The sequence below is a fragment of the Mesorhizobium sp. M1428 genome (assembly GCF_040317515.1).
GTDB lineage: Bacteria > Pseudomonadota > Alphaproteobacteria > Rhizobiales > Rhizobiaceae > Mesorhizobium.
The window spans coordinates 1-12,713 of sequence record NZ_JAMYKT010000031.1 but is presented as its reverse complement, the minus strand read 5'-3'; the positions used below and the strand labels follow the sequence as shown (position 1 = coordinate 12,713).

At 60.7% G+C, this 12,713-nt stretch carries 13 protein-coding genes and 1 pseudogene; 5 read left to right on the top strand and 9 right to left on the bottom strand.

The genetic code is table 11. The features are described from left to right. Positions 1-182 precede the first annotated feature (182 nt). The gene (locus NKG60_RS28055) at positions 183-836 is read right to left on the bottom strand and encodes an NAD(P)H-dependent oxidoreductase (RefSeq protein ID WP_352669086.1); all 654 of its coding nucleotides are present in this window, start codon (positions 834-836) and stop codon (positions 183-185) included. Positions 837-1,133: 297 nt separating this feature from the next. Here NKG60_RS28055 and NKG60_RS28050 point away from each other — a divergent pair, with 297 nt between their 5' ends. The 3 genes from NKG60_RS28050 to NKG60_RS28040 are packed head-to-tail and all read left to right on the top strand — an operon-like array spanning position 1,134 to position 3,813. Continuing rightward, a complete protein-coding gene (locus NKG60_RS28050) occupies positions 1,134-2,066 on the top strand; it encodes an alpha/beta hydrolase (RefSeq protein ID WP_352669088.1) in 933 nt (310 codons plus the stop codon). A 42-nt stretch (positions 2,067-2,108) separates the two neighbouring features. Beyond that, a complete protein-coding gene (locus tag NKG60_RS28045) occupies positions 2,109-3,038 on the top strand; it encodes an RNA polymerase sigma factor (RefSeq protein ID WP_352669090.1) in 930 nt (309 codons plus the stop codon). 37 nt (positions 3,039-3,075) lie between these two features. Continuing rightward, the gene (locus NKG60_RS28040) at positions 3,076-3,813 is read left to right on the top strand and encodes an SGNH/GDSL hydrolase family protein (protein WP_352669092.1); all 738 of its coding nucleotides are present in this window, start codon (positions 3,076-3,078) and stop codon (positions 3,811-3,813) included. A gap of 365 nt (positions 3,814-4,178) precedes the next feature. On the opposite strand, the gene NKG60_RS28035 is transcribed toward NKG60_RS28040, so the two are convergent. The 3 genes from NKG60_RS28035 to NKG60_RS28025 are packed head-to-tail and all read right to left on the bottom strand — an operon-like array spanning position 4,179 to position 5,494. Next, entirely contained in the window at positions 4,179-4,631 is a 453-nt protein-coding gene (locus NKG60_RS28035; RefSeq protein WP_352669094.1) for an MAPEG family protein, read from the bottom strand. A gap of 7 nt (positions 4,632-4,638) precedes the next feature. Beyond that, positions 4,639-5,145 (bottom strand): SRPBCC family protein, encoded by a 507-nt coding sequence (locus NKG60_RS28030; RefSeq protein ID WP_352669097.1) that lies wholly within the window; start codon positions 5,143-5,145, stop codon positions 4,639-4,641. A 1-nt stretch (position 5,146) separates the two neighbouring features. Further along, a complete protein-coding gene (locus NKG60_RS28025; protein WP_352669099.1) occupies positions 5,147-5,494 on the bottom strand; it encodes an ArsR/SmtB family transcription factor in 348 nt (115 codons plus the stop codon). A gap of 240 nt (positions 5,495-5,734) precedes the next feature. Here NKG60_RS28025 and NKG60_RS28020 point away from each other — a divergent pair. Beyond that, positions 5,735-5,899 (top strand): annotated as a pseudogene (locus tag NKG60_RS28020) (LysR substrate-binding domain-containing protein); the annotation flags it as partial. A gap of 117 nt (positions 5,900-6,016) precedes the next feature. Here NKG60_RS28020 and NKG60_RS28015 read toward each other — a convergent pair. The 4 genes from NKG60_RS28015 to NKG60_RS28000 all read right to left on the bottom strand — a co-directional run bounded on the left by NKG60_RS28015 (position 6,017) and on the right by NKG60_RS28000 (position 8,923). Then, on the bottom strand, positions 6,017-6,829 hold the full coding sequence (locus tag NKG60_RS28015) for an SDR family NAD(P)-dependent oxidoreductase (RefSeq protein ID WP_352669103.1): 813 nt from the start codon (positions 6,827-6,829) through the stop codon (positions 6,017-6,019). A gap of 98 nt (positions 6,830-6,927) precedes the next feature. Beyond that, complete coding sequence (locus NKG60_RS28010; RefSeq protein ID WP_352669106.1) at positions 6,928-7,431, bottom strand: SRPBCC domain-containing protein; 504 nt, start codon at positions 7,429-7,431, stop codon at positions 6,928-6,930. 3 nt (positions 7,432-7,434) lie between these two features. Continuing rightward, complete coding sequence (locus NKG60_RS28005) at positions 7,435-8,034, bottom strand: NADPH-dependent F420 reductase (protein WP_352669108.1); 600 nt, start codon at positions 8,032-8,034, stop codon at positions 7,435-7,437. 154 nt (positions 8,035-8,188) lie between these two features. Next, entirely contained in the window at positions 8,189-8,923 is a 735-nt protein-coding gene (locus NKG60_RS28000) for an SDR family NAD(P)-dependent oxidoreductase (RefSeq protein ID WP_352669110.1), read from the bottom strand. Between the two features lie 258 nt (positions 8,924-9,181). On the opposite strand from NKG60_RS28000, the gene NKG60_RS27995 reads away from it, so the two are divergent. After that, the gene (locus tag NKG60_RS27995) at positions 9,182-10,108 is read left to right on the top strand and encodes a LysR family transcriptional regulator (RefSeq protein ID WP_352976120.1); all 927 of its coding nucleotides are present in this window, start codon (positions 9,182-9,184) and stop codon (positions 10,106-10,108) included. A 79-nt stretch (positions 10,109-10,187) separates the two neighbouring features. On the opposite strand, the gene NKG60_RS27990 is transcribed toward NKG60_RS27995, so the two are convergent. Further along, entirely contained in the window at positions 10,188-12,407 is a 2,220-nt protein-coding gene (locus tag NKG60_RS27990; RefSeq protein ID WP_352976118.1) for a mechanosensitive ion channel family protein, read from the bottom strand. Positions 12,408-12,713: the final 306 nt, after the last annotated feature.

Sequence of the window (12,713 nt, the reverse complement as noted above, 5' to 3'; positions counted from 1 at the left end):
CACGAGCTTTTCGTGGTGTATCCTGTTCCAATTCGTTCAGGAGGCTGATCTTGGAGATCATCGCCCATCAACCAGCTAAGACGGACGAATCCAGCGAAAGGATACGTCGCCGGCATTAGGATCTGCGCCGCGTGCTTGGATAGGCCCGAAGTGGATGGGAGCCGAAATTCGGGCGAGCACGGTCATGACAGAATTGCCGACGGAGCGGACGTATTTGCATTCAACTTTGCCCCGAACATGGTCCGGCATTTGGCAGTGGCTTCCTCGAGCCAGTTCTCCCGTCGCGCCTCGGAACTGCCGACAACCGGCCTGAACACATGTCGTTCGTGTTCCAGAACCCCGCAATATGGGAGGACGCATCGTCCCCAGATCAGCCCGAGCGGGTCGCCGAGGTCGTTCAACTCTCGCGCCGCATCGGTATCGGAAGTATTGAAAACAATGGCTTTCTTGATCGATAGCAGGCCTTCGGGCAACCCGTCCGCGGTTTTCAGGCGATAGGTGACACCAGGAACCAGAACGCGATCGAGCCAGCCCGCCAGAATTGCAGGCGGCTTCCCCCACCAGTTCGGGTGGACGACCAGGAGACCATCCGCATTCGCGACTTGCGTCCGGTGCTGGAGCAAGACGCGATCCTCGGCGCGTGAAAGCGCTTTTTCCAGTGTGTCGCCGACCGTGTAGGCCTCTTCCGCGGTTAGGCACGGATCGAAGCCTTCCACATAGAGATCATGATGTTCGATAATGTGCCCGTCGCCGACCAGCGCGTTGCGAACGCGTGCGGAAATTGCGTGGCAAAAGCTGTTGGCACGCGGGTGGGCTATGATGGAGAAGATGCGCATCGTTTACTCCTCGGCTTGAGAGGCGCAGGAATTGAGGGACGGGCAACCCGAACTGCCTCGCCTTGGTTGCCGTGCCGACATTGTCGATACCGCACGAAGAGAACGACAAGGTAAATGTTCATTTGTGGCCAATGACGGCAAGGGGCAAAGGCAGCGCTGCCATTGCCGCCGGGATCGGGCCGGTGCAGATCGACGCATCTGCCGGCGACGTATCCTTTCGCTCAGATCGTCCGTCTTAGCTGTTGATGGGCGCGGTCATCCTGAACGTCGCCCTCCTGAACGAATTGGAGCGTGACAATGAACAGCAAGCAGAGCCTGGCCAACAAGATCCACTACGAAACGCTCGCCGAGGCTTGGCGCAGCGGTCGAGAATCGCCGCAAGAAGCCTCCGAGTGGTCTGCCTTGACGGCAGAACCGGGCGGCGTCGATTACATCGAGACCGAACTCGGCGACAAGACCGCGCTGTGGGTTCAGCCAAAAACGGCGGCCAAAGATCGGGTCATGCTTTACCTGCACGGCGGTGGCTATGTCGGCGGATCGATCTGGACCCATCGCAAGATGGTCGGACACCTTGCCAAGGCGATTGGCTGTTACGCTTTGCTCGCCCCTTACGACTACCTTTTCCAGAGCAAATTCCCGCGCCAGATCGAGCAGGCCGTGACCGCGTTCGAGTGGCTGGCCGAGCAGGGTATCGCGCCGAAGCACACCATAGCTGCAGGCGATTCCGCCGGCGCGGGCCTGATCGTTGCGGCGGCGCTGAAACTTCGTGATGCCGGACGGCCGCTGCCGGCCGCCATCCTCAGCATCTCTGGCTGGCATGATCTGTCGGCGAGTGGGCACTCCTACGAAACCAACCGCGAGAAGGACGCCTTTTTCCAGAAGGCGGCCGTTGAGATGCTGGCATCGCAAGTCCTCGACGGGGTCGATGCTCGAGATCCATTCGCCAGCCCGATCTTTGCCGATCTCAAGGGCCTGCCGCCGATTTATCTGCAAGCGGGTGGAGACGAAACCCTGGTCGACGACAGCCGGGTGCTCGCCGACCGGGCGAAGGCCGCCGGCGTCGAAGTGCGCCTGGACGTATTTCCGGGAATGCTGCACTCGTTCCAGATGATGGCCGGCCGCGCTCCCGAAGCCGACGACGCGATCGAGCGGTTTGCACAATGGGTTCGCCCCAAGCTCGGTCTGACCGCAACCGCGGCAACACGCGCTAAAGGTCAGGAGGTCGCATGACTGGCAAATTGAAACGACGCTAAGATGTGGCAGGTGAAGGACATGCCCGAGCGACCGATCGGCCTATTCGACGCGCGTTATCGAGCCTTCCTCGAGACGGTGTCAGGCGTCCGCGCCCAACTGCATCGCTATTGCGCGCGCATGACCGGCTCACGGCTCGACGGTGAGGATCTCATGCAGGAGACGCTGTTCGAGGCCTATACGAAGATCGAGACCCTCGATGATGCCAGCAGGCTAAAACCCTGGTTGTTTCGCATCGCTCATAATCGCTGCATCGACTTTCTGAGGCGGCGGGTTGCGCGCGAGCACGCGGAGAGCACCTATTCGGACGACATAGGCGTCGTTGCTGCCGAGCCGGCAACGACCGATGCACATCGCGCCATCGAACGGCTGGTTGGCCACCTGCCGCCCAAGGAGCGCGCCTGTATCCTGCTAAAGGATGTGTTCGACTATTCGCTGGAAGAGACCGCAGCACTCGTGGGCTCGACGATTGGCGGCGTCAAATCTGCACTCTCCCGTGGACGGGCGAAGCTCGCCGGCTTGCCCGCTGAACCTGCCGGTGAACCGAGCCGTCCGCTGGATCCCGACACCGCGCGGCTTTTGCAGCGCTATGTCGACCTTTTCAACCGCCATGACTGGGATGGCGTGCGGGGCCTGACCAGCGCCGATGCCCGGTTGCGGGTCGCCGACTGCTACGACGGCTTGCTCAGAAGCTCTCCCTATTTCGTCGAGTACGAACGAAACCCGGAGACGTGGATCATGGAGGTCGGGGCGATCGACGGAGAGCCTGTCGTGCTCGTGCTTTTCCAGCGAGGCGACCAGTGGCAGGTCGCGTGGCCGGTTCGTGTCCATGTCGCCGGTCGCGTCATCGACCGCATCGAAGACTATTATGCCTGCCCGTGGGTCGTTGGAAGCGCCTCGGAGTCCGACTTGAAGCTCACGCCTGGGCCAGCCGTTCTGGGAAGAGCATAAGGCGACGATTTTTCGCTCTGGCTTGGCGGGAGCTACAATGGTCAGTCCTCAACGAAAAATCGTGGCCTGCATCGGATCGAGCAGCACGGCGGGCAAGGGCCAGGCATTCGATTGGATCGCGGAACTCAGCCGGCGGCCGGGCAACGGGCAATTTGAGTTCCGGAATTTCGGCGTCGGCGGCGACCTGGCCTATAACGCGTTGCAGCGGCTGCCGGACGTGCTCGCCTGTCGTCCCGGCAAGGTCATCGTCTGGGTCGGCGGTAACGACGTTCTCGCGCTCGTGTCACGCAAAGTGCGGCAGTTCTTTACGTTATGGAAGCGCCTCCCTCGCACGCCTTCGCCCGATTGGTTCCACAAGAATCTGGCCGAGATAGCACACAGGCTGAAGCGCGAGACGGCGGCGGACATCGGCCTTTGCTCGCTCCCTCCGATAGGAGAAGCACCTGATTCGGACGATCCGTTCCAGAGCGAGCTCAACCGGCGAATCGAGGAATATTCTGCGATCGTGGCGGCCGTCGCGCACGAGGAACGCTGCTTCTATATCCCGCTCCATGAGGCGATCACGGAGGCGGTTCGCACCTCGCCTGGCCGGGCCTTTACGGCGTTCAACTTTCTTCCATTCTACCGCGATGCATTTCGCATACTGGTGCTGCGGCAGCGTCCGGACGATGTCGCCCGCAGAAATGGTTGGCTATTTCACACTGACGGCGTGCACTTGAACAGCCGCGCAGGGCGGATCGTGGCGGATCGCATACAGAAGTTCATTGAGGCCTGAACCTGCGGCAAGGCCGTATCCGATTTGTGCACCTATCTGAATTGTCTTATCGCGCAGGCTGGCAGCATTTTCTTAGGTTCGGCCCAACTGATCTCGCGTAGCGACGGTACTTCTCTCACTAACGCCAAACTGCGCTATGGGGTCGATGAGACGAGAAATCGACCGATTCATGCCGGTAGTCGCTGGAACCGACTAGATTTCGAACCATCGAAATTCCCCTGCAAATTTCTGACGGATCGAGGAGTCGGTCTTTTGGCGAAGGCCGAAAAGCTTTGTGCTTCTAAAACAGCACGTTACCATGGTTGAGAGAATCGAGTGGGAGTGAGAGGGCCGCTCGGAGCTGGCCAGTGCCAAGCCAGATCCGGTCAGGCAAAAAGCAAATTGTGGACTACGGCACCCATCAAGACAATGATTGCCACGAGGGAGACGGCAAAAGCAATCGTGCGCCAAGGCTGCATGGCCTTCAGATAGACGATCGAATGTACGATCCGGGCAACTACAAAAATTGCAAAAATGGGAATTGCAATTGCTGCCTTTCCTCCCGTGAAAACAAAGAGCAGGCCCAGCAGCAGAAATGGATAGATCGTGGCCTCGGCATTGCGGTGTGCGCGCAGGAGCCGCGCGACAGTTGGCGGGTCAATTTCTGACACAGGTACACCATAGCGAGCGCCATCCTCCGGATTGATTGCCAGGCCACCCTTGGCGCGGATCGCCCCGCTGGAAGCCCAGAGCATCACAAGATTGAGGCACAGAACAACGCAGGTGATGCCGTATGCCACGAAAACCGGATGTGCCGCGGTCCAGATTGATTGTTGCATCGTAACATTACTGGCCGCTGCTTGGAGCAGTTGACCACGCACTGGATGTCCGTTGCGCCACTGCGCTGACGTATGCGACGAGGTTGTCTAGTGTCTTGGCCGTTCCGGTGTCGATTCCCATTTTCAGATATTGCTCGAACCGCTCCGCCGAGCCGCATTCGATCCTCACCGTCAGAAGCGTCTTGCCGCCAGTTTCCTCAAGAATGACGCGCCCGATCGCCCCCATTGCTTCGAAGATAAGATGACGCGGCGGTGCGATCTCGCGATAGACGCCCGCGAACTGGTGGGGGCCAGGGGAATGCCCGTTGACGAACCTGAAGGCTCCTCCCGGACGCAGGTCGATCTCGCATTGTGCCAGCGGTTCGCCTGATGGGTCCCACCAGCATGCCACATGCTCGGGCCGCGTCCATGCCTCAAAGACCTGTTCACAGGGCGCAGCAAGCACGCGCGTCAGAATGATCGTGTGCGTGTCCCGGTCGAGGATGACATCGGTGTTCGCGATCCCTGCCAGCATGCTACTTCTCCTTCTTGCCCATTTTTGCGAGGTGGCGATCCAGATTGTTGAGCCTGTCTTCCCATTGCTTGCGAAACGGCTCTACCCAATCGGCAACATCCTTGAGAGCCGTTGTCACCAGCTTGCGCGGTCGCCGCTGCGCATCACGCCCGCGTTCGATGAAACCCGCATCCTCCAGCACCTTAAGATGCTTGGAGATCGTGGGTTGACTGAGTTCGAACGGTGCCAGCAGTTCCGACACCGTGGCTTCGCCCGTCGCAAGGCGGGCCAGGATCGCTCGTCGCGTGGGATCGGCGAGGGCCGAGAAGGCCCTGTTCAGCCGGTCAGGGGTGGGTTCGTAAATTGCCATGAAGCTATATAGCTGTATAGCGATTAATGAGTCAAGGCTTCAAATACGAGGCGGTCGGGTGGACCCGGAAATGGGATGCTCCGCTTGGCCGAAATCCACCGTGATGGTGTTTCGCGGCTGAGCCGGTGAGCGCCGTATTGCGCGAGATTCCGAAAAATCGACCGATTGATGTCGATAGTTGCCGGAAACCCGGTTGGTTCGAAAATCGCGGAAATTTCCTTTTGAAATCAAGAGCTAAACTTCATCGCGGCGCCCCATGTCGCGCGCAGCGAATTGGTGCCGGTGCTTTCCAACCATGCGGTCGAGCGGCACAATATCACGGCGGTCTGGCCGGAAAGCCGGCGCGCCAATCCCGCTGTGCGCGCCTTCCTCGACCTGTTGCAGGGTGTGTCGAGAAACAGGTGAAGGTCACGGCCAGCATTCGGCCTGAAGACACCGGGCAGGTGAAACTCAGGGGACGCTCAGCCGCTGGCGTCGACCGTCCGCTGGTCGGCGCCATTGGCGCCATAACCGTCTCGGCAGCTACGCGACGAAGCGGACCACGCCGCCATCCACCCGCAAAGCCGCGCCGGTTGTCGCCGAAGCCTGCTCCGAGCATGCGTAGATGATCATGTTGGCCACCTCATCGGTGGTCGCGAAGCGTTGGATGAGGGTGGTCGGACGCATCGCCTTCAAGAAGCCCTGTTCGGCCTCCTGCTGCGTGATTCCGTTTGCGTCAGCCTGCTTCGCCATGAAGTCGCCCAGGATCTCAGAGCGGGTAGGTCCCGGCAGGACGGCGTTGATTGTGACACCCGTGCCCGCGACCGCCTCGGCGAGACCGCGCGAGACCGCGAGTTGAGCGGTCTTGGTCATGCCGTAGTCGAGCATTTCCTTGGGGATGTTGACTGCGGACTCGCTACTCACAAACACGACGCGGCCCCAGCCTTTCGCCACCATCCGCGGCAGGTAATGACGGGTCACGCGCACGCCACTCATTACGTTCAACTGGAAGAGGCCAAGCCAGTCCTCGTCGGGGATCTTCGCGATGTCCTCGACGCCACCGTAGCTCCGGATGTGAGCCGTACCAACATTGTTCACAAGGATATCGGCGTCCGGCGCCTGCGCGATCAAGGCCTCGGCACCCTCCGCTGTCGCAAGATCGGCGGCGATGCCCGAGATGTCGCTTCCGGGAAAGGCCTGCCGCATCTGCCGCACCGCCTCGTCGACCCGGGTATTCCCACGGCCGTTGACGACGACCGATGCGCCGGCACGGGCCAACCCCTCCGCCGTCGCGCGGCCGATACCGGCGGTGGATCCGGTGACAATCGCCTTGCGGCCGCTGAGTTCAATATTCATATCATTTATCTCCAATGGTAGGTGGGTGATCATCTGCCGATCCAGGCTGGAAGCGCCCGTCGTCTGTTGAGTACCGACAATATTCGGACGAAGGCGCATCAACTTGCCTTGCTTACCACTTCCGCCTCCGCAGCGCGGGCGAGGCTTTCGACCCATTCCTGGTGATAGCGGTAGAGTGCACCGGGATGCTTACGCCCGAGTTCCTCAAGGAACCAAGGGCCCTGCTGCGTTTCTTCGGTCAGCACATGGCAGCCATCGACCGTAGGAGTGATGACCCAGCCGTGGTACGCGCTCGAGCCGGTCTCGTCGCCATCGACGGTCGTCGCCCACGCGAGCCTGCGGAAGGGTTCACACTCCGTCACGACCAGACTCATCGGAAAGCCAACCGTCACCCGGCTGTATCTGGTTTCAAGCGCCAGTTCCGGCTTGCCGGTCAGGATCTTGACCTGATCTTCGGCGGGAAAGTAGCTCGACCAATTCTCGGCATCGACGAGCAGCTTCCAGACCACTTCAGGCGGCGCCTTCACGTCAATGTCGTTGAGTGCGTAGATGGCCGACGTTTTCGGATCATATCGCCCGGGCCAAATCACATGGTCATACATCGATTACTGCTCCTTCTTGAACAGGTCCTGGAAGATGAGCTGGCCCCAAGTGCGGCCGCGTGCGTGCACCAGCGCGCCACCCTCGTTGAGCTTTCCCAGCTTGACGGGTGCGAACCCGAGTTGTTTGGCCAAGGCCGCCACGGGAGCGATCGCGTCCTCGTCGTCGCTCGACAGAAAGACGACCCGGTGCCCGCCCTCGACGATCGGATCGGCAGCCAGGGTGGCCGCAATCAGGTGATTGAACCCTTTCACGAGCTTGGCGCCGGTGAACGCCTTCGCGACGAAGGCGGAGGACGGGAGACCGTCCAGCTCTTCAGGGACTGGAAACGCGTTCATCGCGTCGATGACCGTCTTGCCTTTCCAGCTCGGCAGGACCTTCGCAACCTCGCGATGCTCCCCGAACGGGACCGCCAAGATGATTGTGTCGGCCTCGAGTGCATCCCGCAGCGACTTGGCGACGACCGTGGGTCCAATCGCCCGAGCCTGCGGCGCCAACGCCTCGGGCGGCCGGCGGCTCGCGACGGTCACGTCGACGTTTTTACGGGCGAAGGCCCGGGCGAGGGCCTGGCCTATCTTACCGAATCCTACAATCGCGTAGCTCATAACACTTCTCCGATCCGTGTTGATATTGATTGCCCGGCCCTCAACGGCGCTGGGTTATCCGTTCTGCTGTGCGGCGTCCTTTGCGTAGACGTCCCGTCGTGAACGACTTCGGCGCGGCCGGACGGTCAGCCGCTTCCGGCGATCCGGCGTGAATTCAGATGGCCGAGAAGCCGCCGTCGACAGACAACTCCACCCCATTCACGAAGCTCGAATCGTCTGAAGCAAGAAACAGCGCGGCCGCCGCAATTTCCTCAGGGCGACCCATCTTTCCCCGCGGGATCAGGGATTCGAACATCTGCTTCGCCTCCTCGGTGAGGACTTGGTCCTGCATCGGTGTGGCGATCGGCCCCGGGTGCAGCACGTTCACCCGGATATTCCGGCCCTTGAGTTCGTTGAGCCAGCCGCGTGCGAATGCGTGCAACGTCGCCTTGCTCGCCGCATACACGCTGTAACCCGGAAAACCTTTGATCGAAGCAACTGACCCGGTCATGAAGATCGATCCGCCATCGTTGAACAGCGGCAACGCCTTCTGGACCGTAAACAGCGTGCCGCGCGCATTCAGGTTGAAGGCCACATCGAAGTGCTGCTCGGTAATCTCGCCCAGTGGGGCGGCCTCGCCTGTGCCGGCGCTCGCGTACAGGATGTCGATCCTGCCCTTTTCCCGCTTGACTGTATCGAACAGGCGGTCGAGGTCGTCTAGATTGGCCGCGTCGCCACGCACGCCGGTCACGTTCCGGCCGATCAGCTTGACGGCCTCGTCCAGCACTTCCTGTCTCCGGCCCGTGATGAAAACATAGGCGCCTTCTTCAACGAACCGCCTGGCGCTCGCCAGCGCCATGCCGCTCGATCCACCCGTGATAACTGCAATCTTACCCTCAAGCTTTCCCATGACTTCTCCTTTAGTGTTGTCGGGACGGTATCTGCGTCCGAGAACCTCGAAATGGGTCCGCCGGCGTCAGTTGTTGAGTGCGGAAGCGCGCACATCGGTGGTGCAAAATCGCTCCGGCTGGACGCCAGCCGCGACGATCGGTGTCCGCCGTTCTGGGACGCCGCGCCGTCGACATAGGCGACGATGACCGCCCGTACTGCCGTTCGATGTGTTAGATACCGGCTTTGGAAGGCGCACCGCGCGGTGCGGGATTGCACCATGATCGACTGGGATGACGTTCGCTACTTTCTTGCCGTCGCGCGCGGAGGCTCCGTGCGGGCCGCCGCCGAGCGCCTCGGGGTGAATCACTCGACCGCGCTGCGACGCATCGCCCAGCTCGAGGAACGCCTCGGGGCGCAGATGTTCGAAAAGCTGCCTTCGGGCTACCGCCTGACGGCTGCGGGCGAGGAGGTCCTCGAACTCGCGAACCAGATGGAAGCGTCGTCGCACCAGCTGGAGACGCGCGTCTTCGGGCGCGACCAGGGCGTGCGCGGGCTTCTGCGGGTGACGCTGGCTCCGACCCTGGCGACACACCTGCTCATGCCGGACTTCGCCGATTTCGCGCGTCTGCATCCCGACATCGAGATGGACATCTTGTCGTCCGGCGAGCTGGCAAATCTGACCAACCGAGAGGCCGACGTCGCGATCCGCGTCGTCTACGACCGAAAAACCCTGCCGCTCAATCTTCACGGCCTGAAGGGACCGGAGCTGTTCGGCGGCGTCTACATGTCCTGCGATCGACTTGCCGCGTGGCGTGCGGGCGCGCCTGATCCCATCCGGTGGATCGTCATAAGCATTCATGGGATTCCGGAATGGGCCAGCGAGGGTGAGGTTCGCACCACGGGGGTTCCATTCAGGACCACGGACGCCGAGGCGCAGATCGTTGCTGTACGGCAAGGGCTCGGGATCACGACACTGCCGTGCTTTGTCGGAGATGCCGACCCCCTACTGGTGAGGGTGCCGGGCACCGACCTGCACATGTACGGAACGCTCTGGCTTCTCACACAGGGGGAGACACGCAAGACGAAGCGCGTGCGGCTCTTCACGGAGTTCGTATCCCGCAGGCTCGCCGCGTACGCTCCGCTTCTCGCGGGGCTGTGGCCCATCAGGGTCGGTGAGGCTCGTGACGATATTTTTTCGTCTTAACGGTCGAAGACAGAAGAGTATCCCTCCCATGGGCGATGCGCGGAAAGCCGGGTTGTGACCGGCAGGTGTCGCAGCTTTCCTACTCCGTTGTGCTCGCTTTTTTTCTGCGCCGAATAGTGTGCGACTGCGCGACGGCCATTTTCAATTCGGGCGTGATCTCCAACGGTGCATTCTCTGCCCCATGTGGGTTCTGCAGCCCCTGAACCTGGACGGTCGGAAATGGCAGTTCGATGCCCTGCTCCTTGAAGACCTGGCGGAGGCGTACATAGAATTTGCGTTTCATACCGAAGGCGCCTCCCGGCTTGGTTGTGGCCTTGACCCTCAATACGATGCCGTATTCGCCGAACTCCTGTACGCCCTGCATCTTGATCGGGTCGAGCACCCAGTGTTTGAACTCGGGATCTTCCGCCAGTTCGAGCCCGATCCGCTTGATCAGCTTGCGAGCGAAGTCGATATCGGTGTCATAACCAACGGTGATGTTGAATTTATCGATAACCCAGTCACGGCTCTGGTTCTGGACTGCCCCGAGTTCACCGAAAGGTATCGTGAACAGCGGACCACGATGGTGGCGCAGCTTCACCGAGCGCAGCGAAAAGCTTTCAACAGTACCCTTGTAATTGCCCGATGAAATGTATTCGCCAACACGGAACGCATCATCGAGCAGAAAAAACACGCCTGAAATGACGTCCTTGACAATGGTTTGTGCCCCAAAGCCCACGGCGACGCCGACGACGCCAGCGCCGGCGATCAATGGGCCGATCTGGATACCCAGCGAGGCGAGCATCATAAGCACCGCCATCACGATGATCGATGCGAGTAGAATATTCTGAAGGATCGGCAAGAGCGTGTGCAGCCGCGCCTGCTGCGGATCGAGGATCGGGACGTCCTCGTCGCTGATCACAGGGTGCGGCGTTTCGATGCCCAGCTTTCGTTCGATCAAAGCTTTGATGATCGACCAGCCGAAATCGGCTGCGAGGGCAATGACCACGACATTGATCAAGCCGCGCAATATGAACGTCGTCGTCGTATCGCTGTCCCGCATGGATTGCATGTCCAGACCCCAGATACGTGCGAGAAGGTAAGCCGCCGCCAGGATGAAAATCATTCGGATTCCGCGATCGATGACAGCGATCGTCACCGCCGGGATCGTGGGCCGGCCGACATCTTCCGAACCTGGCCGCAGAACGAAATTAACCCCGCGCTGCGTCATCACGATTGCCAAAGGCAGGAAGAATGCGGCGAAGGTGAACCAGAAGTATGTATAAAGGCCGGCGATACGCTGCAGGAACAGGACGACAAAATAAGCAGTCAATAGCCATGACGCTTCCGTGTGACCGATGTGGCGCGCACCGTCTCGCTGCGTTCTTGGCCGACGCCAAATCGCGAGCAGCAGGAGCACCAACAGCACGAAGTCGGCGCCCAGTGACAGGACCATCATTCCGTCCTGATCGATGCCGAGACCTGGCAAGAGGATAAACGCGGCGCCGAAGAAGGCGAAGACGCCGACGATCCGGGGTAGCCAATAGGACCAATGGTCAGCCGCTTCGTTGGTGATCGGCAGAGCACGAACCTCGACGGCGTTCTCGACGTTCATGAAGGAAGGGACGAGCGTGGCCATGACGTACATGCGCACACCCCATGTAACGACTGCCGCCATCAGAAATGTCAGCACAATCTCGCGGATAAGCATTGGCCAGTCGAACAACATGAACGCGCCGGCGCTGCCCAGTGCGAAAGAGACGATCAGCATGCTGGAATAAAGCATGCGACCACCAATCTTCTTGGCTCGCCCAACGGGCGTATCCTTCGGTTGCGCGATAATCCAAAGACGAAATGGACGGGTGAACTTGTACGTTGCCCAAGTGAGCGCCAGGCCGGCGGCGATGAACATCGCAATCAGCACAAATACGGCGGCAGACCCCTTGCTGGACATATCCTCCATCGTCTCTGCCCGAACGCGCGCGAACTGGCCTGGCAGCAAGGGCAAAGTTCGCATGATTCTTTCGATATGATGCCTGATCCCATCGAGCGTCGAGGATGCCATCGTATTCATCTGGCCGGGTGCGGCCACGGCGCCGGACGATGCGTTGGTCGGCGAAGCTCCTTCCTTGGCGGGCGCTCCCGTTGACCCGGCATCCTGATTTCGCTGTTCGGCCACCCAGGCCTTCACTGACGGATCGTCGAGAAGCTCGAACAGCTGTTTGACCCTTTCAGGCGGGACGGTCGCTGGCGCCTGCGCCTGAGCAGCCAACAAAAGGGCGATCCCAAAGACGAGCGGTCTGGCAATCAGGGCAAACATCGCGGTCAGGTCTCCGAGACGCCGTGCCGGGCGCGCCAGGGCCCTGGCTCCCAATCGTCGAGTGATGCGTAGCATCGTGCTGTTAACCTTCCGGTCAGATCGGCGAGCAACGACATCGATGTCCGTTGTTGCCCTACCTTGAAGAAACCGATGTTGCGGTGCAAGACGTCATCGTTCCGACCCAGAGCGTTACGCCGGCTACTTCGCGGTGTCTACTTAGCCGCCGGGGGAGGGCATTCCGGCCTAGGCCCAGCCTCCAGCCGTTATATGAACTGGGCATCGGTCGCTCGGCAGTCGACTGCCGAG

Bases quoted from the DNA above. Each gene is read 5' to 3' on its own strand.
- NKG60_RS28055 (WP_352669086.1), bottom strand. From the start codon at position 836: ATGCGCATCTTCTCCATCATAGCCCACCCGCGTGCCAACAGCTTTTGC.
- NKG60_RS28050 (WP_352669088.1), top strand. From the start codon at position 1,134: ATGAACAGCAAGCAGAGCCTGGCCAACAAGATCCACTACGAAACGCTC.
- NKG60_RS28045 (WP_352669090.1), top strand. From the start codon at position 2,109: ATGCCCGAGCGACCGATCGGCCTATTCGACGCGCGTTATCGAGCCTTC.
- NKG60_RS28040 (WP_352669092.1), top strand. From the start codon at position 3,076: ATGGTCAGTCCTCAACGAAAAATCGTGGCCTGCATCGGATCGAGCAGC.
- NKG60_RS28035 (WP_352669094.1), bottom strand. From the start codon at position 4,631: ATGCAACAATCAATCTGGACCGCGGCACATCCGGTTTTCGTGGCATAC.
- NKG60_RS28030 (WP_352669097.1), bottom strand. From the start codon at position 5,145: ATGCTGGCAGGGATCGCGAACACCGATGTCATCCTCGACCGGGACACG.
- NKG60_RS28025 (WP_352669099.1), bottom strand. From the start codon at position 5,494: ATGGCAATTTACGAACCCACCCCTGACCGGCTGAACAGGGCCTTCTCG.
- NKG60_RS28015 (WP_352669103.1), bottom strand. From the start codon at position 6,829: ATGAATATTGAACTCAGCGGCCGCAAGGCGATTGTCACCGGATCCACC.
- NKG60_RS28010 (WP_352669106.1), bottom strand. From the start codon at position 7,431: ATGTATGACCATGTGATTTGGCCCGGGCGATATGATCCGAAAACGTCG.
- NKG60_RS28005 (WP_352669108.1), bottom strand. From the start codon at position 8,034: ATGAGCTACGCGATTGTAGGATTCGGTAAGATAGGCCAGGCCCTCGCC.
- NKG60_RS28000 (WP_352669110.1), bottom strand. From the start codon at position 8,923: ATGGGAAAGCTTGAGGGTAAGATTGCAGTTATCACGGGTGGATCGAGC.
- NKG60_RS27995 (WP_352976120.1), top strand. From the start codon at position 9,182: ATGATCGACTGGGATGACGTTCGCTACTTTCTTGCCGTCGCGCGCGGA.
- NKG60_RS27990 (WP_352976118.1), bottom strand. From the start codon at position 12,407: ATGTTTGCCCTGATTGCCAGACCGCTCGTCTTTGGGATCGCCCTTTTG.